The sequence below is a fragment of the Sphaerotilus sulfidivorans genome, from assembly GCF_013426975.1.
Taxonomy (GTDB): Bacteria; Pseudomonadota; Gammaproteobacteria; order Burkholderiales; family Burkholderiaceae_C; genus Sphaerotilus; species Sphaerotilus sulfidivorans.
In genome coordinates, this window is record NZ_JACCPY010000020.1 from 1 (window position 1) to 26,784 (window position 26,784).

Annotated in this window: 22 protein-coding genes and 1 CRISPR repeat array; of the genes, 8 read left to right on the forward strand and 14 right to left on the reverse strand. The window is 68.5% G+C overall.

All coding sequences use genetic code 11. The annotated features are described in order from the left end of the window. The first annotated feature begins 165 nt into the window (after positions 1-165). Positions 166-494: a CRISPR direct-repeat array (repeat unit 28 nt; unit sequence TTTCTGAGCTGCCTACCCGGCAGTTCAC). 137 nt (positions 495-631) lie between these two features. The 7 genes from cas6f to HZU84_RS12635 all read right to left on the reverse strand — a co-directional run bounded on the left by cas6f (position 632) and on the right by HZU84_RS12635 (position 9,668). Further along, positions 632-1,195, reverse strand: a complete 564-nt coding sequence (gene cas6f / locus HZU84_RS12605) for a type I-F CRISPR-associated endoribonuclease Cas6/Csy4 (protein WP_219340934.1) — start codon at positions 1,193-1,195, stop codon at positions 632-634. Between the two features lie 10 nt (positions 1,196-1,205). Next, positions 1,206-2,258: a type I-F CRISPR-associated protein Csy3 gene (gene csy3, locus HZU84_RS12610; protein ID WP_149503662.1), complete on the reverse strand. Its 1,053-nt coding sequence runs from the start codon at positions 2,256-2,258 to the stop codon at positions 1,206-1,208. Positions 2,259-2,279: 21 nt separating this feature from the next. Then, positions 2,280-3,335, reverse strand: a complete 1,056-nt coding sequence (csy2, locus tag HZU84_RS12615; protein WP_149503663.1) for a type I-F CRISPR-associated protein Csy2 — start codon at positions 3,333-3,335, stop codon at positions 2,280-2,282. Then, on the reverse strand, positions 3,325-4,632 hold the full coding sequence (csy1, locus tag HZU84_RS12620) for a type I-F CRISPR-associated protein Csy1 (RefSeq protein ID WP_180692939.1): 1,308 nt from the start codon (positions 4,630-4,632) through the stop codon (positions 3,325-3,327). The genes csy2 and csy1 overlap by 11 nt, the downstream gene beginning before the upstream one ends. A 24-nt stretch (positions 4,633-4,656) precedes the next feature. Beyond that, complete coding sequence (cas3f, locus tag HZU84_RS12625) at positions 4,657-8,094, reverse strand: type I-F CRISPR-associated helicase Cas3f (protein WP_149503665.1); 3,438 nt, start codon at positions 8,092-8,094, stop codon at positions 4,657-4,659. Further along, a complete protein-coding gene (cas1f, locus tag HZU84_RS12630) occupies positions 8,094-9,098 on the reverse strand; it encodes a type I-F CRISPR-associated endonuclease Cas1f (protein WP_149503666.1) in 1,005 nt (334 codons plus the stop codon). The genes cas3f and cas1f overlap by 1 nt, the downstream gene beginning before the upstream one ends. Before the next feature lie 171 nt (positions 9,099-9,269). After that, entirely contained in the window at positions 9,270-9,668 is a 399-nt protein-coding gene (locus HZU84_RS12635) for a VOC family protein (protein ID WP_149503667.1), read from the reverse strand. A gap of 115 nt (positions 9,669-9,783) precedes the next feature. Here HZU84_RS12635 and argA point away from each other — a divergent pair, with 115 nt between their 5' ends. From argA to moaA, 6 genes are all read left to right on the forward strand, one after another. Then, positions 9,784-11,124, forward strand: coding sequence for an amino-acid N-acetyltransferase (gene argA, locus HZU84_RS12640; RefSeq protein ID WP_149503668.1), 1,341 nt, complete (start codon positions 9,784-9,786; stop codon positions 11,122-11,124). A 32-nt stretch (positions 11,125-11,156) separates the two neighbouring features. After that, on the forward strand, positions 11,157-11,429 hold the full coding sequence (locus HZU84_RS12645) for an oxidative damage protection protein (RefSeq protein ID WP_037477070.1): 273 nt from the start codon (positions 11,157-11,159) through the stop codon (positions 11,427-11,429). A 188-nt stretch (positions 11,430-11,617) separates the two neighbouring features. After that, complete coding sequence (locus HZU84_RS12650) at positions 11,618-12,670, forward strand: extracellular solute-binding protein (RefSeq protein ID WP_149503669.1); 1,053 nt, start codon at positions 11,618-11,620, stop codon at positions 12,668-12,670. Between the two features lie 123 nt (positions 12,671-12,793). Continuing rightward, entirely contained in the window at positions 12,794-13,147 is a 354-nt protein-coding gene (locus HZU84_RS12655) for an H-NS histone family protein (protein WP_149503670.1), read from the forward strand. Between the two features lie 336 nt (positions 13,148-13,483). Further along, positions 13,484-14,017 carry a C40 family peptidase gene (locus tag HZU84_RS12660; RefSeq protein ID WP_180692943.1) on the forward strand — a complete coding sequence of 178 codons (534 nt, stop codon included), beginning with the start codon at positions 13,484-13,486 and terminating at the stop codon, positions 14,015-14,017. A 61-nt stretch (positions 14,018-14,078) separates the two neighbouring features. Continuing rightward, complete coding sequence (gene moaA, locus HZU84_RS12665; RefSeq protein WP_149503671.1) at positions 14,079-15,254, forward strand: GTP 3',8-cyclase MoaA; 1,176 nt, start codon at positions 14,079-14,081, stop codon at positions 15,252-15,254. Positions 15,255-15,267: 13 nt separating this feature from the next. Here the strand turns inward: moaA and ispF are convergent, their stop codons facing one another. From ispF to ispD, 3 genes are all read right to left on the reverse strand, one after another. After that, positions 15,268-15,780 carry a 2-C-methyl-D-erythritol 2,4-cyclodiphosphate synthase gene (ispF, locus tag HZU84_RS12670; RefSeq protein WP_244954269.1) on the reverse strand — a complete coding sequence of 171 codons (513 nt, stop codon included), beginning with the start codon at positions 15,778-15,780 and terminating at the stop codon, positions 15,268-15,270. Between the two features lie 14 nt (positions 15,781-15,794). After that, entirely contained in the window at positions 15,795-16,370 is a 576-nt protein-coding gene (locus HZU84_RS12675; RefSeq protein WP_149503672.1) for an NYN domain-containing protein, read from the reverse strand. A gap of 72 nt (positions 16,371-16,442) precedes the next feature. Then, the gene (gene ispD / locus HZU84_RS12680; RefSeq protein WP_244954270.1) at positions 16,443-17,147 is read right to left on the reverse strand and encodes a 2-C-methyl-D-erythritol 4-phosphate cytidylyltransferase; all 705 of its coding nucleotides are present in this window, start codon (positions 17,145-17,147) and stop codon (positions 16,443-16,445) included. A 94-nt stretch (positions 17,148-17,241) separates the two neighbouring features. Here ispD and HZU84_RS12685 point away from each other — a divergent pair, with 94 nt between their 5' ends. Together HZU84_RS12685 and mfd are read left to right on the forward strand one after the other, a co-directional pair. Continuing rightward, positions 17,242-17,883 carry an FABP family protein gene (locus HZU84_RS12685; RefSeq protein WP_149503673.1) on the forward strand — a complete coding sequence of 214 codons (642 nt, stop codon included), beginning with the start codon at positions 17,242-17,244 and terminating at the stop codon, positions 17,881-17,883. A 46-nt stretch (positions 17,884-17,929) separates the two neighbouring features. After that, a complete protein-coding gene (gene mfd, locus HZU84_RS12690) occupies positions 17,930-21,391 on the forward strand; it encodes a transcription-repair coupling factor (RefSeq protein ID WP_149503674.1) in 3,462 nt (1,153 codons plus the stop codon). Between the two features lie 95 nt (positions 21,392-21,486). Here the strand turns inward: mfd and HZU84_RS12695 are convergent, their stop codons facing one another. The 4 genes from HZU84_RS12695 to HZU84_RS12710 form a co-directional block, all read right to left on the reverse strand. Further along, positions 21,487-22,761, reverse strand: coding sequence for a patatin-like phospholipase family protein (locus HZU84_RS12695; protein WP_149503675.1), 1,275 nt, complete (start codon positions 22,759-22,761; stop codon positions 21,487-21,489). Positions 22,762-22,886: 125 nt separating this feature from the next. Continuing rightward, positions 22,887-24,938 (reverse strand): phenylacetic acid degradation bifunctional protein PaaZ, encoded by a 2,052-nt coding sequence (paaZ, locus tag HZU84_RS12700; RefSeq protein ID WP_149503676.1) that lies wholly within the window; start codon positions 24,936-24,938, stop codon positions 22,887-22,889. Between the two features lie 13 nt (positions 24,939-24,951). After that, positions 24,952-26,115, reverse strand: a complete 1,164-nt coding sequence (locus tag HZU84_RS12705) for an ABC transporter substrate-binding protein (RefSeq protein WP_149503677.1) — start codon at positions 26,113-26,115, stop codon at positions 24,952-24,954. Continuing rightward, complete coding sequence (locus HZU84_RS12710) at positions 26,112-26,738, reverse strand: TetR/AcrR family transcriptional regulator (RefSeq protein WP_180692940.1); 627 nt, start codon at positions 26,736-26,738, stop codon at positions 26,112-26,114. Before HZU84_RS12710 ends, HZU84_RS12705 begins: the two co-directional genes overlap by 4 nt. Positions 26,739-26,784 lie beyond the last annotated feature (46 nt).

Below are 26,784 nucleotides of genomic sequence, written 5' to 3' on the forward strand. Positions count from 1 at the left end.
CCCCGCGCCTTCAGCGCCGCGTTGTAGGCCTTCCAGTTCGTCGTGCGGTACTTCGTCCGCTTCTTCTTGGCTTCGCTCACCGCGTCAGTCTACGAGCGCTCGGACGCTCGCTTTGTGCAACAGAGCCGTTCACGACCTGGGACAAGCCCCGCTGCTACTGGCGCCTTTCTGAGCTGCCTACCCGGCAGTTCACCTTGACTTGGGCTTTCTTGCCGTCCGGCGTCATTTCTGAGCTGCCTACCCGGCAGTTCACGCAACCGTGCCGCACGTCAATCCTGATCGTCTGTTTCTGAGCTGCCTACCCGGCAGTTCACGCATGTGCTGCGCGCCCCCGGGGCCGCCGAATTTTCTGAGCTGCCTACCCGGCAGTTCACGCCGAGACGATGCCTCGCTGGCAGGCGCTGCTTTTCTGAGCTGCCTACCCGGCAGTTCACATCCTGGAAGACCTCGAGCTCCTTCTTGTACTTTTCTGAGCTGCCTACCCGGCAGTTCACTAGAGCTGGCAGACGCCCAAGTGCTTGTCGCGCTTGAACATTCTGCCAGAGTCTGGCGCGAGACCCTCTTTCGGGGGCCTGCGCTAAGTGCTTGATTTTTAAGGAGCGGAGGCTGCCGCCCCAAAAAAGGGTCGTCGTCAGAACCAGGGCACGGTGGCGCTGGTGCTGAGGCCGTAGGCGTTGAAGGCGCCGGGCACCGGGGCGTCCTGCAGCGGGCCGTGCTGGATGAACAGCCGGAAATGCTGGCCGGTGCTGCTGCTGCGCACCTGCAGGCTCGGCAGCCTCAGGAAGGTGGCGGCCTGGTCGGGAATGCGCTCGCGGGCCGTGGCCTCGTCGATCTGCTGGCGACGCATCAGGCGGCGGCGCATCCGCTCAGGGCTGCTGTGGGACTGCCGCCGCGACACGCAGCAATGCCGCGTCTGCGTCGGCACCGCACCGATTTCGCCGACCGTCAGGTGATCGCGCATGCCGCGCAGCCACGCCGTGCCCATCAGCGCCGCCAGCGCCTCGCGCGAGCCGTGCAGCCGCAGGCACAGCCCCAGCTCCAGCGCTTTCACCTCCGGAAAGCTCACGCCGATGTCGGTGCAGCCGCCTGCGGCCAGCGCCCGGTGCAGCTTGGCGTAGAGCGCCTCCATCAGCGCCAGCGGACCGAACTCGGGGTCCGGCAGCAGCCGGAGATCGAGGTGGTGATCCATCGTCATCCCCGCTCAGTCAGTCCTTGCTGGCGTCGCCGAAGACGCCGCCGCGCACCAGCGTGGCCATCACGAAGTGCTGGTTGTCCACGCTCGGCGCCTGGTCCTTCAGCAGCCAGCTGTCCAGCAGCGTGTAGAAGTCGACCTTCTTGACGGGCGGGCGGCAGGCACTGCCCAGCGTCGTCACCGAACCATACGGCTCGACGGCGATCGGCCCGATCTGGTCCGGCGCGAAGTCCGGGTACCAGGTGTCGATCGTGCGCAGCGCATTGCCGATCTTCTGCGAGTGCATGCCGGCGATGCCGCCCACCGTGTACAGCGTCTTGCTCTTGCCGGCCTTCTCCTTGTCGAGGATGAGTTCCTGCGACGGAAACACCTCCTGCCCGGCCCCGATGCGCACGAAGGCGGTCACCTGCAGCAGCACATGCCGGCTGCCCGCCAGCCCTTCGGCGATCAGCGCCCCGACGGCTTCGAGCGCTGCGGCCTGATCGGCCGGCACCGCATCGAAGCTGCGCAGCGACAGCGACAGCGCATCGAAGGTCCACGTGGCCGGCTGCCCGCCGACCAGATGCGCCACCTGCACCTCCACCTGCTCGGCCCCGACGCGGTTGCGCCACAGGAAGCGGCCGTTGGCCAGATTGGCCGCATAGCGCCGCGCCAGCACGCCGAAGCCCTGCGCCTCGACATAGCCCTTCACGGTCGCCAGCAGCCTGGCCTGGTAGTCGGCGCTGTTGCAGGCCGAGGGCGTACCGGCCCCGCCCAGCACCCGCAGCGTGAAGGTCACCTTCAGCGTGTCGGCCTCGGCCGGCAGCGCAGCCACGTCGACGGTCTGCAGGTTGGGGTTCTGGATCGCCGCATCCAGCTTGGCCGGATCGGCATCCTTGGTCTTGAGCCGGTTGGAGATGGTGCCGCGCACCGATTTCGCGCGCACCTCCACCGCCGGCCAGCCCGCGCTGTCGCCCCGCGCCTCCCAGGCGCCGGCGAAGAACAGCGCGTCCGACGGATCGAGCTTGCGCTCGAACGCCAGGACGGAGGCGGTGACCAGGCCGGTCGCGTCTTTCTTGGTTGCCATGATGGAAATCTCTCCTTGAATTCAGACGTAGTGGAACGGGGAATCGGGGTCGTCCAGCGTGTCGACGAGATCGGTAGGCGCCGATTCCGGAGGCGGCGCGGGAGGCCGGTAAGCGTTGCGGCAGCGGTAGAGGCCGGTGGCCGGGTCGTGATCAGGCCACCACATCAACTCGGTAGCGTCCCGCAGCCTGTGCGGGCTGATCCACTGCCCCAGGCTGTACACGCTCTCGACAAAGCGCAGCGATGTGCCGCCGTCTCGCGCGCGCGCCACGGCGCCGGCCTCATGCAACGCCGACAGCGCGGCATAGCCCACCGGAATCGGAACGATCCAGCCGGGCGGGCGTTCGATCTGCCATTCGATCTGTTCGGTGTCATCAGGCGTCTTGATACGCCGCGCCCGCTGAGTCAGCGCGGCCGTGTCGAGCCAGGCGTCCAGCAGCGTGGCCTCGGGCGCTTCAGCACGCAGATCGGCCAGCCGGCTGGCCAGCAGCTCGTCGCGCGCCACCAAAGCAAAGCCCGGCAGCCAGCGGCGGCTCAGGCGCCGCCAAGCCCGAGCCTGTTCGTCAAGCTGGTAATGCAAGGGCCAGGGCAAGAGGGCCGGCTCGGTCTGACGCGGCGACAGCGACAAGGCAGGCATCACGCTGCCGCCGGCCACGCGCATGCCGGCCAAGACCTCGGCCATGTGGCGGGCCTGCTGCTGCAGGGCGACAGGATCGGCATGGGCCATCCCGGCCACACGCAACCCAAACACCAGCGTGAGGTCCAGATGGACCCGGCCTTCCTCGACGATGGCCGATGTGCTGCCATCCTTGTCCACCGGGTTGCGCGTCTGGTTGAAACTGATCTCGTGCTTCTGGTCCGCCACCTGGGCCTGCAGGTCGTGGCAGATGACGCCCACCGACCTGAACTCGAACGGCGTCTGATCGCCCAGACGGCGCTGGAGTGCATGCATCAGCCCGGTGAACGCCGTGATCGACGGGAAGCCCCACGTCAGCGGGCTGGAGATGGCGTTGGCGTTCTGGATGCGCAGCCGGGGCAACACCAGCAGATGGTTGAAGTCGGGCGACTCATTCGGCATGGATCAGCTCCTGCTTGTGGTCGGCTAGCGCTTCCAGCAGGTCGCGCCGCCAGTGGGCATGCTCGGCATCCCCCATCTTCAAGGCGTCGGTGGTACCGAGCTGGGCGTTGAGCCAGTTGGCATAGCGACCGGCCAGTTCTTCCGGCCAATCACCGGGGATCTGCGTCGGTCGGCGGTCCAGAAAGGCACGCTCGCAGTCAGGCAGCCGGCATTCGGGCACATCGCTCCAGCCCGGAGGCAGCTCGCGCACCTCGGCCGCGAACAGCAGGAACTGATCGGTCAGCGCTTCGGCCAGATCGTCTCGGGCATCGCGGGTGTCCTTGCTTTGCGAAGGCTGAGTGGCCAGAAAACGGCGCAGCGCCCTGACCCCACTGCGCACCTCCGGCCGCCAGCCAAAGCGGTGGAACAGCGTCTCGGTCTGCAGCAGTGGAACCACATCGGCGCTGCGCCATTGCGGTGGCCGCGAAGCCAGCAGAAAGTTGCTGCCGCGCCGCTCGCTGTTGAGCTGGCTGATGTTCTGAGGCTTGGTGCCGCCCAGGTTCTGCTCGGCCATGCCCGGCCAGGAACGGAGCGGCCTTTCGTGGAACTGCCCAGCCTTGCGGGCCTCCTGGGCCTGCCGAGCGGCATCGCCAAAACGCTCGGCACGCAGCCGCTTGAACACGCGGTGCGCCAGCGAAGTCGCATAGAGTGGTGCCAGCAGGTGATAGTCACCATCCTGCCGTGGGTCAGCGCCGGTCAACCAGTAGAGCTGCTTGAGCTTGCGATGCGAGGCGGGTGTCGGGCAGCGCTGGCCGGCGATGTCAGCCAGCAGCGCAGCTGGCTCAGCCTCCAGCCCCAGCGCGGCCACGATATCCGCGTCATTCGCCTGAAGGCGAGCCAGCAGCGACTGGCCCTCGAAGCGCGTCTCCATCAGCACAGCCGCCAGATCGGCGACCTTCTTGTTGACCGCCCCATTGCCGGTGGCATCGAGGTCGAAGTCCTCGCCCAGCACATGCGAGCCCACCTCCTGCAGCACCGGCATGTCCTGCGGCCGCACCAGCAGGTTGGTGGCCGAGCGCACCGGCGGGTCCGGATGCACCGCCTTGACCAGATGCGTGGCCAGTTGCACCTGCCCGAGGTACTTCAACCCCTCGTGCAACAACTGCGGCCATCGCCACGTCTCACGCAGGGCCGCCCGGCGGGTTTCCGCCGCCGCATCGCTGCCCTTGACCTGATCCAGCAGCGCGGCCAGCCGTTGCTGCACCGCGTGATGAATGTGCTGCCGGATGTCTGCCGGCCTCCCTGAAAGATTCGGCACTGTCGGCCCTCCTTTGCTCATGATTCAGATGCGCCGCACGAACCCCAATACAGGGTGCGAATGCCAGCCCTGCGGGCTGTCCGGCAGACTCAGCGTGCCGAACCGTTCGGCGCAGCGCTGCAGCGACATGTCCAGGGTGTCGGCCAGGGTCTGCAGCGCTTCGGCATAGTGCGTCTCAGCCCAAGGCACGATGCCGACGCCCTGCACGGCGGCATCAGGCCACGGGACATGGCGGGCCTGAATGGGCACATAGCGCAGACGGCCGGTCTTCTGGTCGATGACCTCGGTCAGTTCGACGCGTTCGGGATCCTCGTCACTCGGCCGCAGGCACAGATCAATCTGCTGCCGGCGGTCATCGCGGAATGGCTGGTGCTGCGGCAGCAGTGCGGTCTGCAGCGCGTCACGAACTGGTCGATCCCACCACCACCAGGCGGCCTCACCGGGCGGCAATCCCCGATCGACAGCAGCTCCGGCCTGAGACGGAAGCAACGCCCGCTGCAGGCGATGGTGCTCCAGATCGACCCAGCGCCGTGTCGGCTCCAGCGGCTCAGGCTGCCGGATGCGCGGCCGCGCATCAACCACACCGAACTCCTCGCGGCGTAGCAACTGCGGCAGTAGGTGCTGGTCCAGCAGGGCCGTCTTGTCCTCGAAACCGGGCTTGCAATACACCGGCTCACTTGGCCGACGACCGAAGCTGCGCAGATTGGTATTCCAGACACGCACGTTGGGAGTGCTGCACGCCCCTTCGCGATGGCGCCGCACTCTACCGACCAACTGAATCAGCGAACGCATCGACGAGGGCTCGACGATGGCCCAGTCATAGTCGTGATCCCGCCCGACCTCGGTCACAGGCGAGCCGAGCACGATGAACATCTGCTGCAGCACCTGGGGGTGGGCATCCAGCCGGGCGCGGATATCGGGCAGATCGAACACGGCATCGGGCCGCCGGCGGTCCAAGGCCGCGTCGAGTCGCCGTTCGATGTTCGAGCGCACCAGCAGCGGAAACTGCGAGTGATAGACGCAGAGGTGGATCAGGTGGCCTTCAGGCACACCCGCATCGAACAGCTTGCGCGCCACCTGCACCAGCGGCTCGATGTTGGCCATGCGGATCAAGCCGAAACTGACCCGCCGCTGTGGATGCCGGGGATCGGGCACCGCATGCAGCGTGTGCAATTCAACGGCATGCCGGCGCAGCAGCAACGCCAGTGCGGCGTATCGATCCTCGTCGCGGTTGGATTGTTGCAGGTCGCGCACATCGATCAGAACACAACGGCGCCGGGCCTGCGTGGCCGCTTGGTCAGCCAGTTTGGCACTGCGCTGCACGACGAACTTCTCGTGGGCCTGCCGGAAATGCTCCGGCGTCGAACAGGTGGCCGCCTGCCGCTCAAATTCGTCCACCCACAGGCACACCACTTCGGGCGGCACGCCTTTGCTCCCCGGCTCAGCGCCACGATGGCGTTGAAATGCGGTCCTACCAGCCCGGTACGCCATGAACAGCCCCTGCACCAGCGCTGGTGTCAGCGTGGCAGACGACAGCAACACCCGACTGCCCAGCAGCCCTGCCCAGTGCACCAGCCGGGTCAGCGCCGGCAGATCGGCCAAATCGAAATCATCCGGCTCGTCAATCACCAGATCTCCGGTGAGCAGACGCAGCATCGGGGCGATCTGCCGGCCACCACGCAGGCTTTCAGTGGCAGGAACCAAGTGATCGATGGTGCAGACCAGGATCGGGGCCACGAGCAGACTCTTCACCTTCGGATCGTGCAGCGCGCGCGCCAGCAACGGGTGATGGGTGTCGGTCGCGGCATCACCACCGAACTCGACCGAGCCCTCTTCTTCCGGCTCCAGCAGCAATGCTTGCTGAGAGGAGGACCCGGTCGCCTCTGCTCGCCGCTCAAAATGATCGAAGAGCGCCCGACTTGCACTGCCACCGACTCGGATGGCCAGTTGCTCGTCCTTGAGCTTCAACTGCTGCTGAAACGCACGCCCTGTCTGCAGCGTCAGCGTCCGCAGCCCCATTGCGAAGGCGCAACGCAGACCCTGGCCTGGCTCGGCCAGCGCATCCATGATGCGGGCATTTGCCAGTGTCTTGCCGCAACCTGTGCTGGCCATGTTGACAATAAACGCCCCATGCTGTGCCGCCTGAACACGTTGCTCGGCGGCCAGATCAGCCGCCTTGTCCTGCCAGCGGAAGCGTTCATCGGCACTGCGCTGGCGCAGCAGCCGGTGCCGTCCCAGCCCAGGCAGGCTGCGGCCCAGGCTGGGCAGCGCATGCGTGATGGCACGGCTGTCGGCCGCCACTCCCAGCAGGTGCTCATCCAGGGTCTGTTTGCCTACGGTGCGACCATGCGAATCCTTGCGGGTATTGGCCAACAGCGTGCAGCCGACCGGCACGCTCAGACGGCCGTCAGCCTTGCGCTCGTCGGCCCCCTGCACGCCCAGGCTGGAATAGTGATGGTCAGCCAGCATCAGCGCCATCCGGCTCAGATGCATGACCCACGGCTCATCCAGCCACGCAAACCCGGCACGCCGGTCTGGCCGCTGGACCAGAGCAAGCAGTCTTGTGGCCAGCCGGCGCGCTTGGGTCTGCCAGTGCGGCAGCTTCACCGGCAAGGCATTCGGGTCGAACGTCCAGTACGGCAGCACCTGTTCAGCAGGCGCACTGGCCACGACCTCATTCCAGTCAGCCTGCATATGCAGCAAGGCGTCGCACAGGCTGTCAGATCCGAAACGACCACTCGGGCAGCCTGCAAAGCGCTGCCGTCCGTGTTCATCATGGGCCGGCAGCACCGGCAACCGATGGTGCGTCACCACCAGCCACCCGACCGCCTGCGCCAGCGGCGCGTGCCGGAGCGCCGCGAACGGTGTCGGCAACGCACCGCTGTCCACACCGTCACGCCTGAGGCGGTCGATCCAGGTGGCGTCGTCCGCCGGAGTCGGCGCGATCAGCCGCTTCAGCCAGGTGGCATCGTCATCGGTGCCCACAAAGGCCTCGAACAGCCGCAGCGACACCCATTCATGCCGGTACTGGTTGCGCTCGATCAGCCGGCCGGCCAGCCGGTCCTGGAAGGCCTCGCTCGCCTTGCCCAGGTCGTGCAGCAGCGCGGCCAGCGCGGTCAGCAGGTGGATGTCCTCCCCGGTGTGCCAGTCGTTCTCGTCGTTCGCACGCAGCACGTTGCGGGAGGTCGTCTCCGTCGGCACGGCGCCCTGCGCGTTGAAGCGACTGGCATCGCCGACGATCCACAGCAGCTCGCTGTGGTCCAGGCCGCGGATCCAGTGACAGGCCACCGCCGTGTTTCTGCGTGCCGTCTTGCGCAGCAGGCGTCGCAGCGTGTCCAGACCGTCCTGCGTGATCGGTGTCTGCCAGGTCCGGTCGCCGCGCCGCTCGGCGAACTGGTCGAGGATGCGACGGGTTTCCACCAGCGCGCGCTTGTCGCACTGCGAGATCAGCAGGATGTTCATCAGGACACCGTCGAGGAAGGATCGGGCACGCGCGCCTGCGCCCCAAGACGCAAGGCGACCGCCTTGAGCGTGTCGATCATGAAATCGAGCGACTCGCTGCGGGTCAGGGTCTCGATGCAGGCCTGGCGGAACTCCTGCTCGGTGTCCCCTCGCATGGCGGAGATGAAGGCCTGAGGCAGGATCACCGCATCCTTGACCAGATCGGCGACATCGAACACCAGCCCGCCCCGCCGGGTCTTGCCATGCAGCACCGCCAGACCATGCGGCAGGCCCAGCACCCAGGTGGCCGTGGCCCCCAGGCCATAGGCGAGATAGTTGCCATGGTCAAGAAACCGGTTGGCCGTGTCGGTGCTGTCGCCCCGCTGGCTGCGGGTGAACTCGCCATAGCGTGTGGCCTGCGCAGCCAGCCGGTAGAGCTGCTTGGACAGGCGCGCCTCCTCGGTCAGCAGCGCCGTGTGGTCGGCCGCGCTGTCGATCGCCTGAGAGGAGGCATCCAGCAGCGCATCCAGCGTCGCCAGATCAGGACTCCAGCGTTCTCGATTCAGCGTGCGACTGTCGCGCCAGGCTTGGCGAACACGGCGCAAGCGGACCTGCTGGAACTCCCGTGCGGCCTGCAGCCGCAGGCGGTCGTCGAACCAGAAGCGAACCCAGCCCTGGAGATATTCCGTGGGCCGGTATTCGCTCTGCGGTGACATCCATGCGATGTCGAGCCCCCCGTCCGTGGCGGCGAACAGTGGCGTGCCACCTCCGCCGCAGAACCCCACCATGACGCCCGCCTTGGCCAGCTCGCGCATCGCGGCCTGGGTCAGCGATGTGCCGGTGCCCAGAAGGAGGGTCGTCGTGTTGGCGATCGGGATGTTCCAGTACAGCGAGCGCGCGCCCTGCTCGGTGACGTACTCGACCCGCCCGCCGTTGACGAGCACGCGGCAATGCTCGAGATAGTAGAGATTGGCGCGTTTCGAGTGAAGAATGGTCTTGAGGTCTGCGGCCCCGATGTCCTGCATTGACGATGACTCCCTTGCATCCGCGGCTTGTGCCGTTTGTGTTTCTGCAAGGATCGTCGCACCGAATTGGTGAACAACATCGGCGGTTTTTCACAGATCAGGTGGCCGATACATCTGGCAGACCTGCGGCCGCTCGTCATCCAGAACGCCCCGGGCGCCGGCCCGCCCCGATCACGGCACCGCCGGCAGATACCCGATCACCCCGAACACCGCCCCCTGCGGGTCCTGCAGCATCGCGAAGCGGCCGATCTCGGGAATGTCGGTCGGGGGCAGCAGCACCCGGCCGCCGAGCGCGGCGCATTCGCCGGCGGTCTCGTCGACGTTGTCGACCGTCACATAGCTGCCCCAGTGCGGCGGCATCGCCGGCGGGGCGTCGGGCGGCATCGGCATGATGCCGGCGACCGGCTCGCCCTCGAGATGGGCAACGCGGTAGCCCTCGGGCAGGTCCGGCATGGCGCGGGTCTGGAAGGTCCAGCCGAAGAGCTGGTGGTAGAAGTCGGCGGCACGCGCCGGGTCGGACGTCATCAGCTCGTTCCAGCTGAACGCGCCGTGGGTGTTGACGGGATCCATCAAGCTGCTCCTTTGGCGAGAGAGTCGGAGGAACGCAGCGATCGTGTGACGCGAGGTGCAGCGCGTCAACCGGCTCCGACCCCGATCGGCCTGCTCGGGCACAATGCCGCTCACCATGAGTCTCGTCTTCCCGCACACCTTCGTCCCCTGGTTCCGTTCGGTCGCGCCGCACATCCATGCGTACCACGGCAAGACCTTCGTCGTCGGCATGGCGGGCGAGCTGATCGCCGCCGGCAAGCTCAACGCCTTCGCGCAGGACCTGTCGCTGCTGCATGCGATGGGCATCCGCCTGGTGCTGGTGCACGGCTTCCGGCCGCAGGTCGACGAGCAGCTGCGCGCCAAGGGCCAGACCTCGCGCTACAGCCACGGCAAGCGCATCACCGATCCGGTCGCGCTCGACTGCGCCCAGGAAGCCGCCGGCCAGCTGCGCTTCGAGATCGAGGCTGCCTTCTCGCAGGGCCTGCCCAACACCCCGATGGCCAACTCGACCGTGCGGGTGGTCTCGGGCAACTTCCTGACCGCGCGCCCGGTGGGCATCGTCGACGGCGTCGACTTCATGCACAGCGGCCTGGTGCGCAAGGTCGACTCGGGCCTGATCCGCCGCGCCATCGACATCGGCGCGCTGGTGCTGCTGTCGCCCTTCGGCTTCTCGCCGACCGGCGAGGCCTTCAACCTGACGATGGAGGATGTGGCCACCGCCACCGCGGTTGCGCTGCAGGCCGACAAGCTGCTGTTCCTGACCGAGATCGCCGGCATCCGCGAAGACCTCGACGACCCGGAAAGCGCCATCGACACCGAGCTGTCGCTGGCCGAGGCGCGCCGGCTGCTCGAGCGCCTGCCCGCCCCCACCCGCCCGACCGATCCGGCCTTCTACCTGCAGCACTGCGTCAAGGCCTGCGAGGGCGGCGTGGAGCGCTCGCACATCCTGCCGTTTGCCGCCGACGGCTCCATCCTGATGGAGATCTTCACCCACGACGGCGTGGGCACGATGGTGGTCGACGAGAAGCTCGAGAGCCTGCGCGAGGCCACCTCCGACGATGTCGGCGGCATCCTGCAGCTGATCGAGCCCTTCGAGCGCGACGGCACGCTGGTCAAGCGCAGCCGCACCGAGATCGAGCGCGACATCGGCGCCTACACCATCATCGAGCACGACGGCATCATCTTCGGCTGCGCCGCGCTCTACCCCTACCCCGAGGCGCGCACCGGCGAGATGGCCGCGGTGACGATCTCGCCGCAGGTCCAGGGCCAGGGCGACGGCGAACGCATCCTCAAGCGCATCGAGCAGCGCGCCCGCGCGATGAAGCTCGACAGCATCTTCGTGCTGACCACCCGCACCATGCACTGGTTCGTCAAGCGCGGCTTCCAGCAGGTCGACCCCGACTGGCTGCCCGAGGCCCGCAAGCGCAAGTACAACTGGGACCGGCGCTCGCAGGTGCTGGTCAAGAAGCTGAACTGATCCCTCTCCACGACAAGAAAGGAAGAATCCCCATGGCACGTACCGTCCAATGCGTCCTGCTGAAGAAGGAAGGCGACGGCCTCGACTTCGCGCCCTATCCCGGCGAGCTGGGCAAGCGCATCTACCTGAACGTCTGCAAGGAAGCCTGGCAGCAGTGGCTCAAGCACCAGACCATGCTGGTCAACGAGAACCGCCTGAACCTGGCCGATGCGCGCGCACGCCAGTATCTGGCCCGCCAGATGGAGAACTACTTCTTCGGCGCCGGCGCCGACCAGCCGACCGGCTACGTGCCGCCGTCGGCCTGATTTCCCGGGCACCGACCTCGCCCCGAACCGAGCCGGCCGCGTGCCGGCTTTTTTGCGTGCGTGCGCGCCACGCCATGCCGCGGCAAACCAGACCGTCATCCGTGGACAAAAGAACACAATTGCGAATGATTCACGTTAACTGATATCATGTCCTGGCTCACCAACCTGCCGGCGCTGGCCGGACTGCCATGACTGCAAAGAACACCCTGAAGACGCTCGCCGGACTGATTTCCTGCCTCGGCGCCCTGGCGGCCACCCCGGCCCTGGCCCAGGAACAGGTGCTGAACCTGTATTCGGCGCGGCATTACCAGACCGACGAGGCGCTGTTCTCGAATTTCACCAAGGCCACCGGCATCAAGATCAACATCGTCAGCGCCGACGATGCCGGCATTCTGCAGCGACTGAAAAGCGAAGGCGCCGCCAGCCCGGCCGACGTGATCCTGCTGGTCGATGCGGCGCGGCTGTGGTTCGCGCAAACCAATGACCTGTTCGCGCCGGTCAAGTCGAGCTATCTGGAGCAGCGCATTCCGGCGCAGCTGCGCGGCAAGGACGCCGGCCAGGGTTCGGAATGGTTCGGCTATTCGACCCGCGCCCGGGTGGTCGTCTACAACAAGCTGAAGGTCAAGCGCGAGGATGTGGACAGCTACGCCAAGCTGGCCGATCCGAAGCTCAAGGGCCAGTTCTGCTCGCGCAGCGGCTCGCATCCCTACAACCTGTCGCTGTTCGGCTCGTATCTGGAGCATGCCGGCCCGGCCGCGACCGAAGCCTGGCTGAAGGGCCTGGTGGCCAATCAGGCGCGCGACCCCAAGGGCGGCGACACCGACCAGATCAAGGCCACCGCCTCGGGTGAATGCGGTGTGGCGCTGAGCAACACCTATTACATCGCCCGGATGATGCGCTCGAACAAGCCCGACGAGCGTGCCGCGATGGAGCAGGTCGGCGTGGTCTTCCCCAACCAGCAGAGCTGGGGCACGCATGTGAACGTGGCCGGCGGCGCGATGGCCCGCCATGCCAGGAATCGTGTCGCCGCGGTCAAGTTCCTCGAATATCTGGCCACCGATGAGGCCCAGCGCTACTTCGCCGACGGCAACAACGAATATCCGGCAGTCAGCACGGTCAAGATCTCGAATCCAGCGCTGGACACGCTGGGCCCTTTCAAGCAGGAACTGATTCCGCTGTCGGCCGTGGGCCAGAACACCCCGAAGGTGCAGCAGATGCTGGACCGCGCCGGCTACAAGTGACACCACGCGAAGTGGCACGCTTCAGGATAACTTCCTGATTTTCCCGACAGGGATGGACAGCACGGGCGGATTGTTTCTAGAATCCGCCCGCACATCCATCCACCCTTCCGTTGGGAAAACAACATGAGCACCTATCAGGAACTCCTTGCCCGCCAGCAGGAACTCGCCCGCGAGCAGGCAGAACTCGAACGCCAGATCCAGGAAACCCTGCGCGCCGAGCGCGCCGGCGTGATCCAGCAGATCAAGGCCATGATGGCCGAACACGGTCTGACGGTCGCCGACCTGAGCAGCGGAAAACCCGGCCGGCCGGCCCGCGCCGCTTCGTCCGGAGATACCACGCCGGCCCGCAAGGTCGCGCCGAAATACCGCGACCCGGAGACCGGCGAGACCTGGTCGGGCCGCGGCCTGAAGCCGAAGTGGCTGTCGCACGCGATCGAGAATGGCCGCACGCTCGAGGAATTCACCATCGCCCAGTGATTCGTCCGAGTCACGAACGCAGCGGTCGCTGCACATGGCCGGGCTCGGCCAGTGCGACCGGTGCTGCAAGGCTGCCTGCGGGCAGCCTTTTTGTTGGTGCTCGCGCGACGCCCGTGTCCGCAAATGTTTCTGATACATTTTCGGACTTTTGCAGATGCCGGAAGTGGCACTGAACGAAAAACCAACCCGTACCCCATCAGATCAGACTTTGGCGAGTCTTAAACCTTGCGCAGCCGTTCGGCATTGACATCTGCACACACCATCCCTATCCTCGCCGGTGACTTTTCTCACACTTCCTCACCCATGACAGGCTTGCGCACAAAGACTCGCTCGAAGATGCTGATCGGTTCGGTGCTGCTGGCCCTGTCGATGAGCAGCACGGGGGTCCGGGCTGCCCCGGAAGATGCGGCGGATCCGATCCTGCGCTTTCTGGGTCAACAGACCCAGAAAGCCTCCGAAACCGCCTCCGACCTGATCATGTCGGCGATGAACTTCCTGGGCGTGCGCTACCGCTTCGGCGGCACCAGCGAGGAAACCGGTTTCGACTGCAGCGGCTTCACCCGTCATGTGTTCGAGAACAGCGTCGGCCTGCTGCTGCCGCGCCGTGCCTCCGAACAGGCCGAGGCCGCAGGCCTGCTGACGGTGCGCAAGGAAGATCTGAAACCCGGCGATCTGGTGTTCTTCAACACCATGCGCCGCGCCTTCTCGCATGTGGGCATCTATGTCGGCGACGGCAAGTTCATCCATGCGCCGCGCACCGGCAGTTCCATCCGGGTCGACGACATGAACCAGTCCTACTGGACCACCCGTTTCGACGGCGCACGCCGCGCGCCGCAGGTCAATCCCGACGCGCCGGTGGTGCTGCGCTGAAGCGCTGAAGCCCTGACGCCGCGCAGATGTACGGCCTGCCCTTCGGGCACAATCGCGCCTCATGTCCGAACGCAACATCATCGCGATCCATGACCTGCGCAGCCCGGCGACAGGCGCGGGAATCCCGGAAATACCCGCGCTGCCTGCAGGCACCGAACTCTCGCCCGGCCTGCTGTCGGATTCCCTCGGACGCACGCTGCACGACCTGAGAATCTCGGTCACCGACCGCTGCAATTTCCGCTGCAGCTACTGCATGCCGAAGGAAGTCTTCGACAAGGACTATCGCTTCCTGCCGCAGACCGCCCTGCTGAGCTTCGAGGAAATGCTGCGCATCGCGCGCATCTTCGTGGCCTGCGGCGTGCGCAAGATCCGGCTGACCGGCGGCGAGCCGCTGCTGCGCCGCCATCTCGAGCATCTGGTGGCGATGCTGGCGGATCTGCGCACCCCGGACGGCGATCCGCTCGACCTGACGCTGACCACCAACGGCTCGCTGCTGGCGCGCAAGGCCGCTGCGCTGCGCCAGGCGGGTCTGCGCCGGGTCACCGTCAGCCTGGACGCGATGGACGACCGCATCTTCCGGGCGATGAACGATGTGGACTTTCCGGTGGCCGACGTGCTGGCGGGCATCGACGCGGCGGTGGCGGCCGGCCTGGGACCGGTCAAGGTCAACATGGTGGTCAAGCGCGGCACCAACGAGAACGAGATCGTTCCGATGGCGCGCCATTTCCGCGAGCGCCATGGCGGCCAGGTGGTGCTGCGCTTCATCGAATACATGGATGTGGGCGCCACCAATGGCTGGCGCATGGACCAGGTGCTGCCTTCGGCCGAGGTGCGCGCGCGGCTGCATGCGGCCTTTCCTCTGGTGCCGCTGGACGCCGCCCAGCCCGGCGAGACGGCCGAGCGCTGGGCCTATGCCGACGGACGCGGCGAGGTGGGCTTCATCTCCAGCGTCACCCAGGCCTTCTGCGGCGACTGCAACCGCGCGCGGCTGTCGACCGAAGGCCAGCTCTATCTGTGCCTGTTCGCCGAACGCGGCCATGATCTGCGCTCCCTGCTGCGCGGCGCACACCCCTCAGGCCGACCGTGGAGCGATGCGGAGATCGCCGCGGCGATCGGCCTGATCTGGCAGCGCCGCGACGACCGCTACTCGCAGCTGCGCGCCAGCCGGCCGGCCGAGACCGACACGCCAGAGAGCGGCGGCCGGCGCCGCATCGAGATGAGCTACATCGGCGGCTGAACGCCGCCGGAGTTCAGACCCGGGCCAGCAGACAGACCGCGCGGGCCTCGATCGACTCGCCGCGGCCGACCGGCCCGAGCTTCTCGGCGGTCTTGGCCTTGACATTGACGCAGGCCACATCGATGCCGACGCAGCGGGCGATCGACTCGCGCATCGCGCCGATGTGCGGCGCCATCTTCGGCGCCTGCGCGACGATGGTGCTGTCGATGTTGAGGATCTGCCAGCCCTCGGCGCGCACCCGGCGCGCCGCCTCGGCCAGCAGCCGGACGCTGTCGGCGCCCTTGAACTCGAGCGCGGTGTCGGGGAAATGCCGGCCGATGTCGCCCAGCGCAGCCGCGCCGAACAGCGCATCGGTGATCGCGTGCAGCAGCGCGTCGGCGTCCGAGTGGCCCAGCAGACCGCGGTCATGCGGGATGGTCACGCCGCCCAGGATCAGCGGCCGGCCGGCGACCAGCGCATGCACATCCCAGCCCTCGCCGACGCGCAGCGCCGGCATCGTCATCACAGCAGTCGTCGTCGTGCTCATGGGGCCGGTCGCACTCATGCGTGCGCGTGGTGGTGGGCGCCCGCCATCGCCGGCTTGTCTTTGTCGATCGCCGGGTGCATGTCGTCCATCCACAGCACCTGGTCGGCATAGCACTGCAGATCGGTGGAGAGGTTGGACATCGCGCCGTGCAGCCAGAACTCCTTGTGCAGCTCGGACTTGATGTAGGTGATCGCCTCCTGGAAGTCGCCGTCGCCGGCCGACAGGATCAGGCGGTCATAGACGCCCTGGGCCGCCAGCTTGACGATCAGCGTGGCGATGCCGACATCGACGCCCTTCTGCACCGAGCGGTGGAACTGGTGCGAGCAGTTCGGGCAGGTGGTGTTGAGGTCCTTGATGGTGTAGAGCTGCACGCGCATCTTCGGGCCGCGCGGCGGCGCCGACTTCAGCCAGCTGTGGAAGGCGTTCTGGCTCTCGGTGGCCGCATCCGGCGTCGAGTTCAGGTAATAGCACTCGTGCAGCGGGCCACCGTTGGCGCGGGTGATCTCGGCCTTGAGCTTCAGGTAGTCGAAGGGCCGGTTGCGGCCGTAGTTGAAAAGATAGGCTCCATCAACGATCCAGACAGTTTTCATGTGTTTTGTCTAAGTGAATCAGTAAAAACCAGATACGGTTGCGCATCATGCCACGATGGGCACAGGCGGAAATTAGACCGCGCCGAGCAGCCGTTCGGCGAGGGCAAAGTCCTCGGGCCAGGTGACTTTCAGATTGAGCAGATCGCCGCGCACCAGACGCGGGTCGTGGCCGAGGGCCTCGACCGCGCTGGACTCGTCGGTGATGTGCTCGCCGGCCTGGCGCAGCGCCGGCTGCAGCAGGCCCAGGCGGAACATCTGCGGCGTCTGCGCCGCCCACTTGCCGGCACGGTCGACGGTGGCGGCCACCCGCGCGTGCGGCGCCTGCGCGGCCTGCTGCTTCAGGGTGTCGGCCACCGGCAGCGCCAGCAGGCCGCCGACCTCGTCGTCCCTGCAGGCGTCGATCAGCCGGTCGACCCAGGCCGGCTCGACCAGGCAGCGCGCGGCGTCATGCACCAGCACCCAGTCATGCGGCATCACGCCATGCTCGAGCAGCGCCTGCAGGCCGCCGGCGACGCTCTCGGCACGGCTGGCGCCGCCGCAGCGAGCCACCCGCAGCCGGGGATCGTGCGCCAGCTCGCCCACCGCGGCCTCGAAGGCGGTGTCGTCCGGCGACAGCACCACCAGCACCGAGGCCAGCCGCTCGACCTTCAGCAGCGCGCGCAGCGTGTGCACCACCATCGCCTCGCCGGCGATCGCGCGGTACTGCTTGGGCGCGCCGGCACCGGCACGCTGGCCGACACCGGCACAGGGCACCAGCGCATGACAACAGGGGGACATTCCGATCAGCATCCCGCGATTGTCGCCGCTGCGGCGATATAGAGTGATCGCAGCCTGCCATTGCAGCCACAGCCACAGCCACGAGCGACTCCCCATGAGCGACTTTCCTCAGGACATCTACACCGAACCGTCCGGCTACAGCCTCGACACCCTCGCCTGCCTGGGCCCGCTGCGGCGCATGGCCGGCGTCTGGACCGGCCGGCGCGGCCTGGACGTCAAGCCCAAGGCCGACGGCCCGCGCAAGCAGGCCTATGTCGAGCGGCTGGAGCTGCAGCCGGTCGATCCGGTCACCAACGGCCCGCAGCTGCTCTACGGCCTGCGCTATCACACCCACATCACCAAGCCCGAGCAGGTCAAGACCTATCACGAGCAGGTCGGCTACTGGCTGTGGGAACCGGCCACCGGCTGCGTCATCCACACGCTGACCATTCCGCGCGGCCAGGTGGCGATGGCCGCCGGCCAGGCCAGCGCCGAGGCCGACCACTTCGAGCTGCACGCCACCCAGGGCCTCGACACCTGGGGCATCTGCTCCTCGCCCTTCCTGGACCATGCGTTCAAGACCACCGCGTTCCGCATCCGCGTCGACTTCCATGACGACGGCAGCTGGTCCTACGAGGAGGACACGGTGCTGCAGATCCGCGGCCGCGACGAGCCCTTCCACCATGTCGACCGCAACCACCTCGAGCGCGTCGCCGAAGCGACGCCCAATCCGCTGGCGCGGGTGAAGGCCGGCTGAGCGGCCGGCCGGCAGGCCCGGGGCGGCGCGCCTAGAATCGCCGCCCATGCAGCTGCCCCAGATCGCCCCCGGAAAACGCTTTACCGTTCCCCGCCCGACCGGCTCGGCCGACGCGCTGCTGCTGGCGCGCTTCGCCGAGCGGCAGGCCGGGCAGAAGAAGGTGCTGGCCGTCATCACCGCCGAGCCCGCCGACGTGCAGCGCCTGCCCGACGAGCTGGCCTTCTTCGCACCCGGCCTGCGGGTGGCCGTCTTTCCCGACTGGGAGACGCTGCCCTGGGACAGCTTCAGCCCGCACCAGGACCTGATCTCCGAGCGTCTGGCCACGCTGTGGCGCATCCACTCCGGCGAGGTCGACGTGGTGCTGCTGCCGGCCACCACCGCCCTCACCCGGCTGGCGCCGCCGGCCTTCCTCGCCGGCTACACCTTCCATTTCAAGAAGGGCCAGAAGCTCGACGAGGCGGGCCTGAAGGCGCAGCTCACGCTGGCGGGCTACCAGCATGTCAGCCAGGTGGTGTCGCCGGGCGAGTACGCGGTGCGCGGCGGCCTGATCGACCTCTACCCGATGGGCTCGGCCGTGCCCTACCGGGTCGACCTGTTCGACGACGAGGTCGACTCGATCCGTGTCTTCGACCCCGACAGCCAGCGCAGCCTCTACCCGGTGCCGGAGGTGCGGCTGCTGCCCGGGCGCGAGTTCCCGATGGACGAGCGCGCCCGCCAGGACTTCCGCGCCCGCTGGCGCGAGCGCATGGACGGCGACCCGAGCAAGGCGCGGCTGTACAAGGACATCGCGCAAGGCATCGCCGGCGGCGGCATCGAGTACTTCCTGACGCTGTTTTTCGACGAGCCGGGGACGATCTTCGACTACCTGGGCGACGGCGCGGTGCTGGCCCTGCACGGCGAGGTGGGCGAGGCGATCGAGCGCTTCCATGCCGAGACGCGCGAGCGCCACCGGCTGATGCAGCTCGACCCCGAGCGGCCGATCCTGCCGCCCGAGGAGGTCTTCCTGCGTCAGGAGGACTTCTTCCAGCACTGCAACCGCCACGCGCAGCTCTCGGTGCGCGGCGCCGAGCCGGTCGAGTGGGCGCGGCCCCTGCCGGACCTGAGCATCGACCGCAAGGGCCAGGACCCGCTGCACCGGCTGGAGGCGCACCTGGCGCGGCTGAGGAACGAGACCGGCGGCGCGCGCCTGCTGCTGGTGGCCGAGTCGGCCGGCCGGCGCGAGAGCCTGCTGGAGCTGCTGCGCGACCACCGGCTGGAGCCGCCGGCGGTGGACTCGCTCGCCGCCTTCCTGGCCAGCGACCACCGCTACGCAATCACCACCGCGCCGCTGTCGTCCGGCTTCATCTGGACCGACGCCGGCCCCGGCGGCGCGGTGCAGATCGTCACCGAGACCGAACTCTTCGACAGCGCGCCCACCACCCGGCGCCGGCGCCGCCAGGAGGCCACCAGCGATGTCGACGCGCTGATCAAGGACCTCTCCGAGCTGAAGATCGGCGATCCGGTGGTGCATTCCAGCCACGGCATCGGCCGCTACCAGGGGCTGGTCAGCATCGATCTGGGCGAGGGCCCGACCGAGTTCCTCTTCCTGGAATACGCCGACAAGGCCACGCTCTATGTGCCGGTCTCGCAGCTGCAGCTGATCAGCCGCTACACCGGCGTGAGCGCCGACGAGGCGCCGCTGCACAGGCTCGGCTCCGGCCAGTGGGAGAAGGCCCGGCGCAAGGCCGCCGAGCAGGTGCGCGACGCCGCCGCCGAGCTGCTCAACCTCTACGCCCGCCGCGCCGCGCGCGAGGGCTTCGCCTTCCGCTACTCGCCGCAGGACTACGAGGCCTTCGCCACCAGCTTCGGCTTCGAGGAGACGCCCGACCAGGCTGCGGCCATCCACGCGGTCATCCAGGACATGATCAGCCCGCGGCCGATGGACCGGCTGGTGTGCGGCGACGTCGGCTTCGGCAAGACCGAGGTGGCGCTGCGCGCGGCCTTCGTGGCCGTCACCGGCGGCAAGCAGGTCGCACTGCTGGCGCCGACCACGCTGCTGGCCGAGCAGCACTACCAGACGATCGCCGACCGCTTCGCGCCCTGGCCGGTCAAGGTGGCCGAGATGAGCCGCTTCCGCTCGCCCAAGGAGGTCAAGGCGGCGATGGAGGGGCTGGCCGCCGGCACCATCGACATCGTCGTGGGCACCCACAAGCTGCTCAGCCCGGAGACGAAGTTCAAGAACCTGGGCCTGCTGATCATCGACGAGGAGCACCGCTTCGGGGTGCGCCACAAGGAGCAGATGAAGGCGCTGCGCGCCGAGGTCGACGTGCTGACGCTGACCGCCACCCCGATTCCGCGCACGCTGGGCATGGCGCTGGAGGGCCTGCGCGACCTGTCGGTGATCGCCACCGCGCCGCAGCGCCGGCTGGCGATCAAGACCTTCGTGCGCAACGAGAACAAGGGCACCATCCGCGAGGCGGTGCTGCGCGAATTGAAGCGCGGCGGCCAGGTCTATTTCCTGCACAACGAGGTCGAGACGATCGAGAACCGGCGCCAGGCGCTGCAGGAGCTGATTCCCGAGGCGCGCATCGGCGTCGCGCACGGCCAGATGCCCGAGCGCGAGCTGGAGAAGGTCATGCGCGACTTCGTCGCCCAGCGCCACAACCTGCTGCTGTGCTCGACCATCATCGAGACCGGCATCGACGTGCCCACCGCCAACACCATCGTGATGAGCCGCGCCGACAAGTTCGGCCTGGCGCAGCTGCACCAGCTGCGTGGCCGGGTCGGCCGCAGCCACCACCAGGCCTACGCCTACCTGCTGGTGCCCGACATCGAGGGCCTGACCAAGCAGGCGCAGCAGCGGCTGGACGCGATCCAGAGCATGGAGGAGCTGGGCTCGGGCTTCTACCTGGCCATGCACGACCTGGAGATCCGCGGCGCCGGCGAGGTGCTGGGCGACAGCCAGAGCGGCAACATGATGGAGGTCGGCTTCCAGCTCTACAACGAGATGCTGGCCGAGGCGGTGCGTGCGCTGAAGGCCGGCAAGGAGCCCGACCTGCTCTCACCCACCGGCTTCTTCGGTGGCACCACCGAGGTCAACCTGCACGCGCCGGCGCTGCTGCCCGACAGCTACTGCCCGGACGTGCAGGTGCGGCTGAACCTCTACAAGCGCCTGGCCACCGCCGACCGGCTGGACAAGATCGACGCGATGCTCGAGGAATGCGTCGACCGCTTCGGCAAGCTGCCGGCGCAGGGCCAGGCGCTGTTCGACCTGCACCGGCTGCGGGTGCAGGCGCGGCCCTATGGCATCCAGAAGATCGACGCCGGCCCGGCAGTGATGAACATCCACTTCCGCCCCAACCCGCCGATCGACCCGATGCGCATCATCGAGCTGGTGCAGAAGAACCGCAGCGTCAAGCTCGCCGGCAACGACAAGCTGCGCATCGAGCGGGCCTACCCGGACGCGAAGGACCGCGCGCAGTATGTGCGCGACGTGCTGCGGGCGCTGGGGCAGCCGCTCGGCGCGTGATCGAAGCCCACCGCAGCACGCCCGCTGCGCCCCGCCCGCCATCCCGCGTGGGTGCCCGCCTGCGCGGGCGTGACGGCAGGGGCGGGCCGCAGCCTCTACGCCATCCGCATCCGCCCGGTCGTCGAGGCCGAGGCGGTCGGGAAGACCAGCCGCGAGCGCAGTTCCCGGTAGTCCTCCCAGTCGAAACCCTCGAGAAAGTCCACCGCCCGGGCGGCGCCTTCGCGGAACAGCTCGGCGCGGGTGCGGTCGTCCATGCTGAAGTCCAGCCAGTTCACGTCGCGGCAGGCGATGTGCTGCACCAGCTGGCGGTAGTCGTGGTTGTTCGACAGGAAGTCGTAGTCCAGCGCATGGCGGGCCGAGTCGAAGACCGCGCCGAACAGGCTCAGCGGCCCGTCGATGCGGCGCCGGCGCTCATCCTGCTGCAGCTTCACGCCGAAGGTCGGCCGGGTCGGAATGCGGCTGTAGTTGTGGAAGAGATGGATCGGGAAGTTCGAGATCACCCCGCCGTCGACGAAGATGCCCTGCGCCGGCAGCCCTCCCTCCTGAGCGGCGTCATAGCCGACCGCGTCGCGCCAGCGCCGCACCGCACCGTCGTCCTGCGGCACGCTCAGGCGCAGCGGCTCGAAGAAGAAGGGAATCGACATCGACGCCCGCGCGAACAGCGCCGGATCGGCCCGCGCCGGGTCGGCGAAGTACAGCGCCGCATGGTCGGGAAAGACCACCTTGCTCTCGGAGGCCACATCGGCGGCGACGATCGCCAGCCGCCCGCGCGCCTCGTGCGGCTCGAGCAGCCGGTTCTGGCGCCGGTTCCACAGCCCCGGCGGCGACTCGGCCAGGCGCGCCTGCAACGCCTCGAGCGTGCTCACGCCCTCGCGCGCCAGCACGCCGTGGATCCAGTCCTGGAAGACCGCGCCCGGGTTGAGCCCGAGCCGCGCCTTCAGCAGGCGGCGCACCCGCCAGGCCCGCCAGGCCAGCCGCCAGGGGCTGGGGTCGGGCTCCAGCGCCGCATCGATCAGCCGGCGGCTGCGGCGCCCGCCGTCGACGAAGCCGCGAAAGTCCAGCGCCGCCAGATCCTGCAGCAGCTGCGGCCCCTTGGCCTGGGCCGGCGGCCCCAGCGCCGCCAGCAGCAGCGCGTTGATCGAGCCGGCCGAGGTGCCGCCCAGCCCCAGGAAGCGCAGCCCCGCCTGCTCCAGCGCCCAGGTGTAGCCCACCAGCGCGATGCCGAGCATGCCGCCGCCCTCCATCACCAGATCCACATACTGGTGGCCTTGCCCGTCGACCAGATCGCTGAAGCGCCTGTCGCGCAGGCGCTCCAGCCGCGGCATCAGCGCCTGCAGCGACGGATGACGGATCAGCGCATCGATGTTCATGGCCTGTTTCTCCCCCCGGAGATGGCACGGAGTGCCTCAGGCGCGCAGTATCGCCCGCGGACAGGGCTGGCACATCCTCGGGATGGAGGATGCGGGGAACGACTGCCGCCCCGCCCGCCGCGCCCTCACCCCCGCTTGGCCACCAGCGTCAGGATGTCGTAGCTGGCCACCAGCTCGCCGTGCTGGTTGCGGACCTCGACATCCCAGGCCACCACGCCCTGGCCGACGCCGCTGGGATCGACCCGGTTGCGGTCGATCTTGCGCTTGCAGGTCAGCCGCGCGCGGATGGTGTCGCCGATGGCCACCGGCTTGACGAAGCGCAGCGTGTCCAGCCCGTAGTTGGCCAGCACCGGCCCCGGCGCCGGCGACACGAACAGGCCCGCAGCCGCCGACAGCACGAAGTAGCCATGCGCGATGCGCTGGCCGAACTGCGTCTGCCGGGCCGCGACCTCGTCGAAGTGCATGTAGAAGAAGTCGCCCGAGATGCCGCCGAAGGCGACGATGTCGGCCTCGGTCACGGTGCGCCGGTGCGTCAGCAGCGATTCGCCGACCTGCAGATCCTCGAAGTGGCGCCGGAACGGGTGCACCTCGGTCTCGATGAGGTCGGCGCCGCGCACATGCTCGCCGGTGACGGCCGCCAGCATCGTCGGCGAGCCCTGCACCGCAGTGCGCTGCAGCAGGTGCCTGACCGCACGGATGCCGCCCAGCTCCTCGCCGCCGCCGGCGCGCCCCGGCCCGCCATGCTTGAGCGACGGCAGCGGCGAGCCGTGGCCGGTCGACTCCTTGGCGGAAACGCGGTCCAGCACATGCACCCGCCCGTGCAGCGCCGCCATCGCCGGCACCACCTGCGCGGCGATCCGGGGCGAGCGGGTCACCAGCGAGGCCACCAGCGAGCCGCGCCCGCGCGCGGCCAGCTCGACCGCCTCGTCCATCGAGTCGAAGGGCATCAGCGTGCTGACCGGGCCGAAGGCCTCGACGTCGTGCACCGCCGCATCGCGCCACGGGTCGCGGCTGAGCAGCAGCGTCGGCGCGAAGAAGGCGCCGTGATCGGTGCCGGCGCCGAGCGGGATCACATCGGTGCCGCCACCGCAGACCAGCTCGGCATGCTCGCGCAGCAGCGCCACCCGCTCGGCCACGTCGGCCTGCTGCGCGTGCGAGGCCAGCGGACCCATCTTCACGCCCTCCAGCGCCGGGTCGCCCACGACGATGCGGCCCAGGCGCGCCTTGAGCCGCTCGGCCACCGCGTCGAGATGGCGCCGCGGCACCAGCGCGCGGCGGATCGCGGTGCATTTCTGCCCGGCCTTGACCGTCATCTCGCGCGCGACCTCGCGCACGAAGAGATCGAACTCCTCGTCGTCCGGCGTCACGTCGTCGGCCAGCACCGCGCCGTTGAGCGAATCGGCCTCGGCGTTGAAGGGCACCGACTGGCGCACCAGGTTCGGATGGACCCGCAGCTTCGCCGCGGTGTCGGCCGAGCCGGTGAAGGTGACCACGTCGCGGCCGTCGAGCCGGTCGAGCAGGTCGCCGGTGGCGCCGATCACCAGCTGCAGGCTGCCCGCCGGCAGCAGGCCGCTGGCGTCGATCAGCCGCACCAGCGCCTCGGTCAGGTAGCTGGTGGCGGTCGCCGGCTTGCCGATGCACGGCAGCCCGGCCAGGAAGCTGGGCGCGAACTTCTCCAGCAGGCCCCAGACCGGGAAGTTGAAGGCGTTGATGTGCACCGCCAGGCCCCGGCGCGGCACCAGGATGTGCGTGCCGGCAAAGCCGCCGCCCTTGCCCAGCGGCATGACCGGGCCCTCATGCAGCACGTTGCCCGAGGGCAGCTCGCCCGCGCCCAGGCTGGCGTACGCGAACAGCGTGCCGATGCCGCCCTCGATGTCGATCCAGGCATCGCTGCGGGTGGCCCCGGTGGGCACGGAGGCGGCGTAGAGCGTCTCCTTGTGCTCGAGCAGGTATTTCGCCAGCGCCTTCAGCCGCTGCGCGCGCTGCTGGAAGTCCAGCGCCAGCAGCCCGCGCAGGCCGGCCGCCCGGGCGAAGTCGACCGCCTCGCCGAAGTCGATCGCATCGGCGTGGGTGTGCGCGACGACGCGGCCGTCGATCGCGCTGCGCAGCGCCGCGGCCGGCTCGGCGCCGATCCAGCGCCCGGCGATGAAGCTCTGCAGGTTCATGGTGGTGCTCATGGTCGGCCCCGGCTCACGGTGCGTACTTCCAGGTGCCCTTGTCGATCCTGACCATCACGCGCGCGCGCTGGTCCAGGCCGAGATGATCGGCCGCCGACAGGCTGAAGATGCCGTGCGCGCCGGGCAGCTCGCGCACCTGCTCGATCGCGTCGCGCAGCGCGGCGCGGAATTCCGGCGTGCCCGGCCTGGCCTTCTTCAGCGCCACCGGGGCGGCGGCGCTCATCAGCAGGCCGGCATCCCAGGCATGGCCGCCGAAGGTCGAGACGCTGCCCTTGCCGTGCGCGGCCTCGTAGGCGGCGACATAGGCCAGCGCCGACTTGCGCACCGGGTGGCTGGCGGGCAGCTGATCGGCCACCAGCACCGGGCCGGCCGGCAGGAAGGTGCCCTCGACATCCTTGCCGCCCACCCGCAGGAAGTCGGCATTGGCCACGCCGTGGGTCTGGTAGAGCTTGCCCGCATAGCCGCGCTCCTTCAGGGTGCGCTGCGGCAGCACCGCCGGCGTGCCCGAGCCGGCGATCAGGATCGCGTCGGGCTGCGCCGACATCAGCTTCAGGATCTGGCCGGTGACCGAGGTGTCGGTGCGCGCATAGCGCTCGCTGGCCACCACACGCAGCTTCTTCAGCTCGACCGCCTTGGTGAATTCCTGGAACCAGCCCTCGCCGTAGGCGTCGGCGAAGCCGATGAAGCCCACCGTGCGCACGCCGGCGGCGGCCATGTGCTCGGCGATCGCCAGCGACATCTGGATGTCGTTCTGCGGCGTCTTGAAGACCCAGCGCTTCTTGGCGTCCTGCGGCTCGACGATGCGCGCCGAGGCCGCCATCGAGATCATCGGCGTCTGCGCCTCGGCCACCGCGTCGATCATCGCCAGAGAGTTGGGCGTGGTGGTCGAGCCGATGAGGATGTCGACCTTGTGCTCGGTCAGCAGCTTGCGGGTGTTGGCCACCGCGGTGGTGGTGTCGGAGGCATCGTCCAGGACGATGTAGTTCACCTTCTCGCCGCCGATCGTCTTGGGCATCAGCGCGATGGTGTTCTTCTCCGGAATGCCCAGCGAGGCGGCCGGGCCGGTGGCCGAGACGGTCACGCCGACGTTGATGTCGGCCAGCGCGGCGGTGCTGAGCAGCGCGGCAGCCAGCGCCAGCAAGGTGCGGGGGGTGCGGGGGGCGGGGGTCTTCTTCACGGTGTGTCTCCTCTGGGGGGTGGGGCGGGCACGCTCACATGCGGCAGCCCGCCAAGAAAGAGATCGGCGACGATCGGGGCCATCGCCTCGTGGTCCAGCGAGCCGTCGGGCCGCAGCCAGGTGAACATCCAGTTGATCATCCCGAACAGCAGCATCGACACCGGCACCGCCAGCCGCGCCGCGTCCAGGTCCGGGCGCAGTTCGCCCAGCGCGCGCGCGAAGCCGTCGACCACCCGGCGCTCGGTCACCAGGATGCGCTCGCGGTCGGCTTCTTCCAGGAAGCGCACATCCTCGGTCAGCACCCGGTGCGCGTTCTGCGCGCCGGCATATTCCTGCACGAAGCGGATGATCAGCCGGTGCAGGCGCGGCCGCGCCGGCAGGCCCTCGGCCTCGATCTCGGCCACCAGCTCGGCCAGCCGGCCGACATGGCCCTCGGCGATCTGCACCAGCAGCGCGTACTTGTCGCGGTAGTAGTGGTAGAGCGTCGGCTTGGACAGGCCGCAGGCCTCGGCCAGCTGGTTCATCGAGGTGGCGGGATAGCCGCGCCGCGCGAACAGGTCGGCGGCATGGGCGAGGATCATCTCGCGCTGGTCGTCATAGGCGGGGGAGCGGGTACGGGCCACGGGATCAGGATGCGTCGGGGGTCGGGCGTCGGTCGGGGCGCGTCGC

Excerpts from the sequence above, each read along its gene's own strand:
- csy3 (WP_149503662.1), bottom strand. The coding sequence starts at position 2,258 with ATGGCAACCAAGAAAGACGCGACCGGCCTGGTCACCGCCTCCGTCCTG.
- moaA (WP_149503671.1), top strand. The coding sequence starts at position 14,079 with ATGTCCGAACGCAACATCATCGCGATCCATGACCTGCGCAGCCCGGCG.
- HZU84_RS12635 (WP_149503667.1), bottom strand. The coding sequence starts at position 9,668 with ATGGATCCCGTCAACACCCACGGCGCGTTCAGCTGGAACGAGCTGATG.
- csy2 (WP_149503663.1), bottom strand. The coding sequence starts at position 3,335 with ATGCCGAATGAGTCGCCCGACTTCAACCATCTGCTGGTGTTGCCCCGG.
- cas3f (WP_149503665.1), bottom strand. The coding sequence starts at position 8,094 with ATGAACATCCTGCTGATCTCGCAGTGCGACAAGCGCGCGCTGGTGGAA.
- HZU84_RS12695 (WP_149503675.1), bottom strand. The coding sequence starts at position 22,761 with ATGAACATCGATGCGCTGATCCGTCATCCGTCGCTGCAGGCGCTGATG.
- HZU84_RS12660 (WP_180692943.1), top strand. The coding sequence starts at position 13,484 with ATGCTGATCGGTTCGGTGCTGCTGGCCCTGTCGATGAGCAGCACGGGG.
- HZU84_RS12650 (WP_149503669.1), top strand. The coding sequence starts at position 11,618 with ATGACTGCAAAGAACACCCTGAAGACGCTCGCCGGACTGATTTCCTGC.
- HZU84_RS12685 (WP_149503673.1), top strand. The coding sequence starts at position 17,242 with ATGAGCGACTTTCCTCAGGACATCTACACCGAACCGTCCGGCTACAGC.
- mfd (WP_149503674.1), top strand. The coding sequence starts at position 17,930 with ATGCAGCTGCCCCAGATCGCCCCCGGAAAACGCTTTACCGTTCCCCGC.
- argA (WP_149503668.1), top strand. The coding sequence starts at position 9,784 with ATGAGTCTCGTCTTCCCGCACACCTTCGTCCCCTGGTTCCGTTCGGTC.
- ispF (WP_244954269.1), bottom strand. The coding sequence starts at position 15,780 with ATGAGCACGACGACGACTGCTGTGATGACGATGCCGGCGCTGCGCGTC.
- HZU84_RS12645 (WP_037477070.1), top strand. The coding sequence starts at position 11,157 with ATGGCACGTACCGTCCAATGCGTCCTGCTGAAGAAGGAAGGCGACGGC.
- cas1f (WP_149503666.1), bottom strand. The coding sequence starts at position 9,098 with ATGCAGGACATCGGGGCCGCAGACCTCAAGACCATTCTTCACTCGAAA.
- ispD (WP_244954270.1), bottom strand. The coding sequence starts at position 17,147 with ATGTCCCCCTGTTGTCATGCGCTGGTGCCCTGTGCCGGTGTCGGCCAG.
- HZU84_RS12675 (WP_149503672.1), bottom strand. The coding sequence starts at position 16,370 with ATGAAAACTGTCTGGATCGTTGATGGAGCCTATCTTTTCAACTACGGC.
- cas6f (WP_219340934.1), bottom strand. The coding sequence starts at position 1,195 with ATGACGATGGATCACCACCTCGATCTCCGGCTGCTGCCGGACCCCGAG.
- HZU84_RS12655 (WP_149503670.1), top strand. The coding sequence starts at position 12,794 with ATGAGCACCTATCAGGAACTCCTTGCCCGCCAGCAGGAACTCGCCCGC.
- paaZ (WP_149503676.1), bottom strand. The coding sequence starts at position 24,938 with ATGAGCACCACCATGAACCTGCAGAGCTTCATCGCCGGGCGCTGGATC.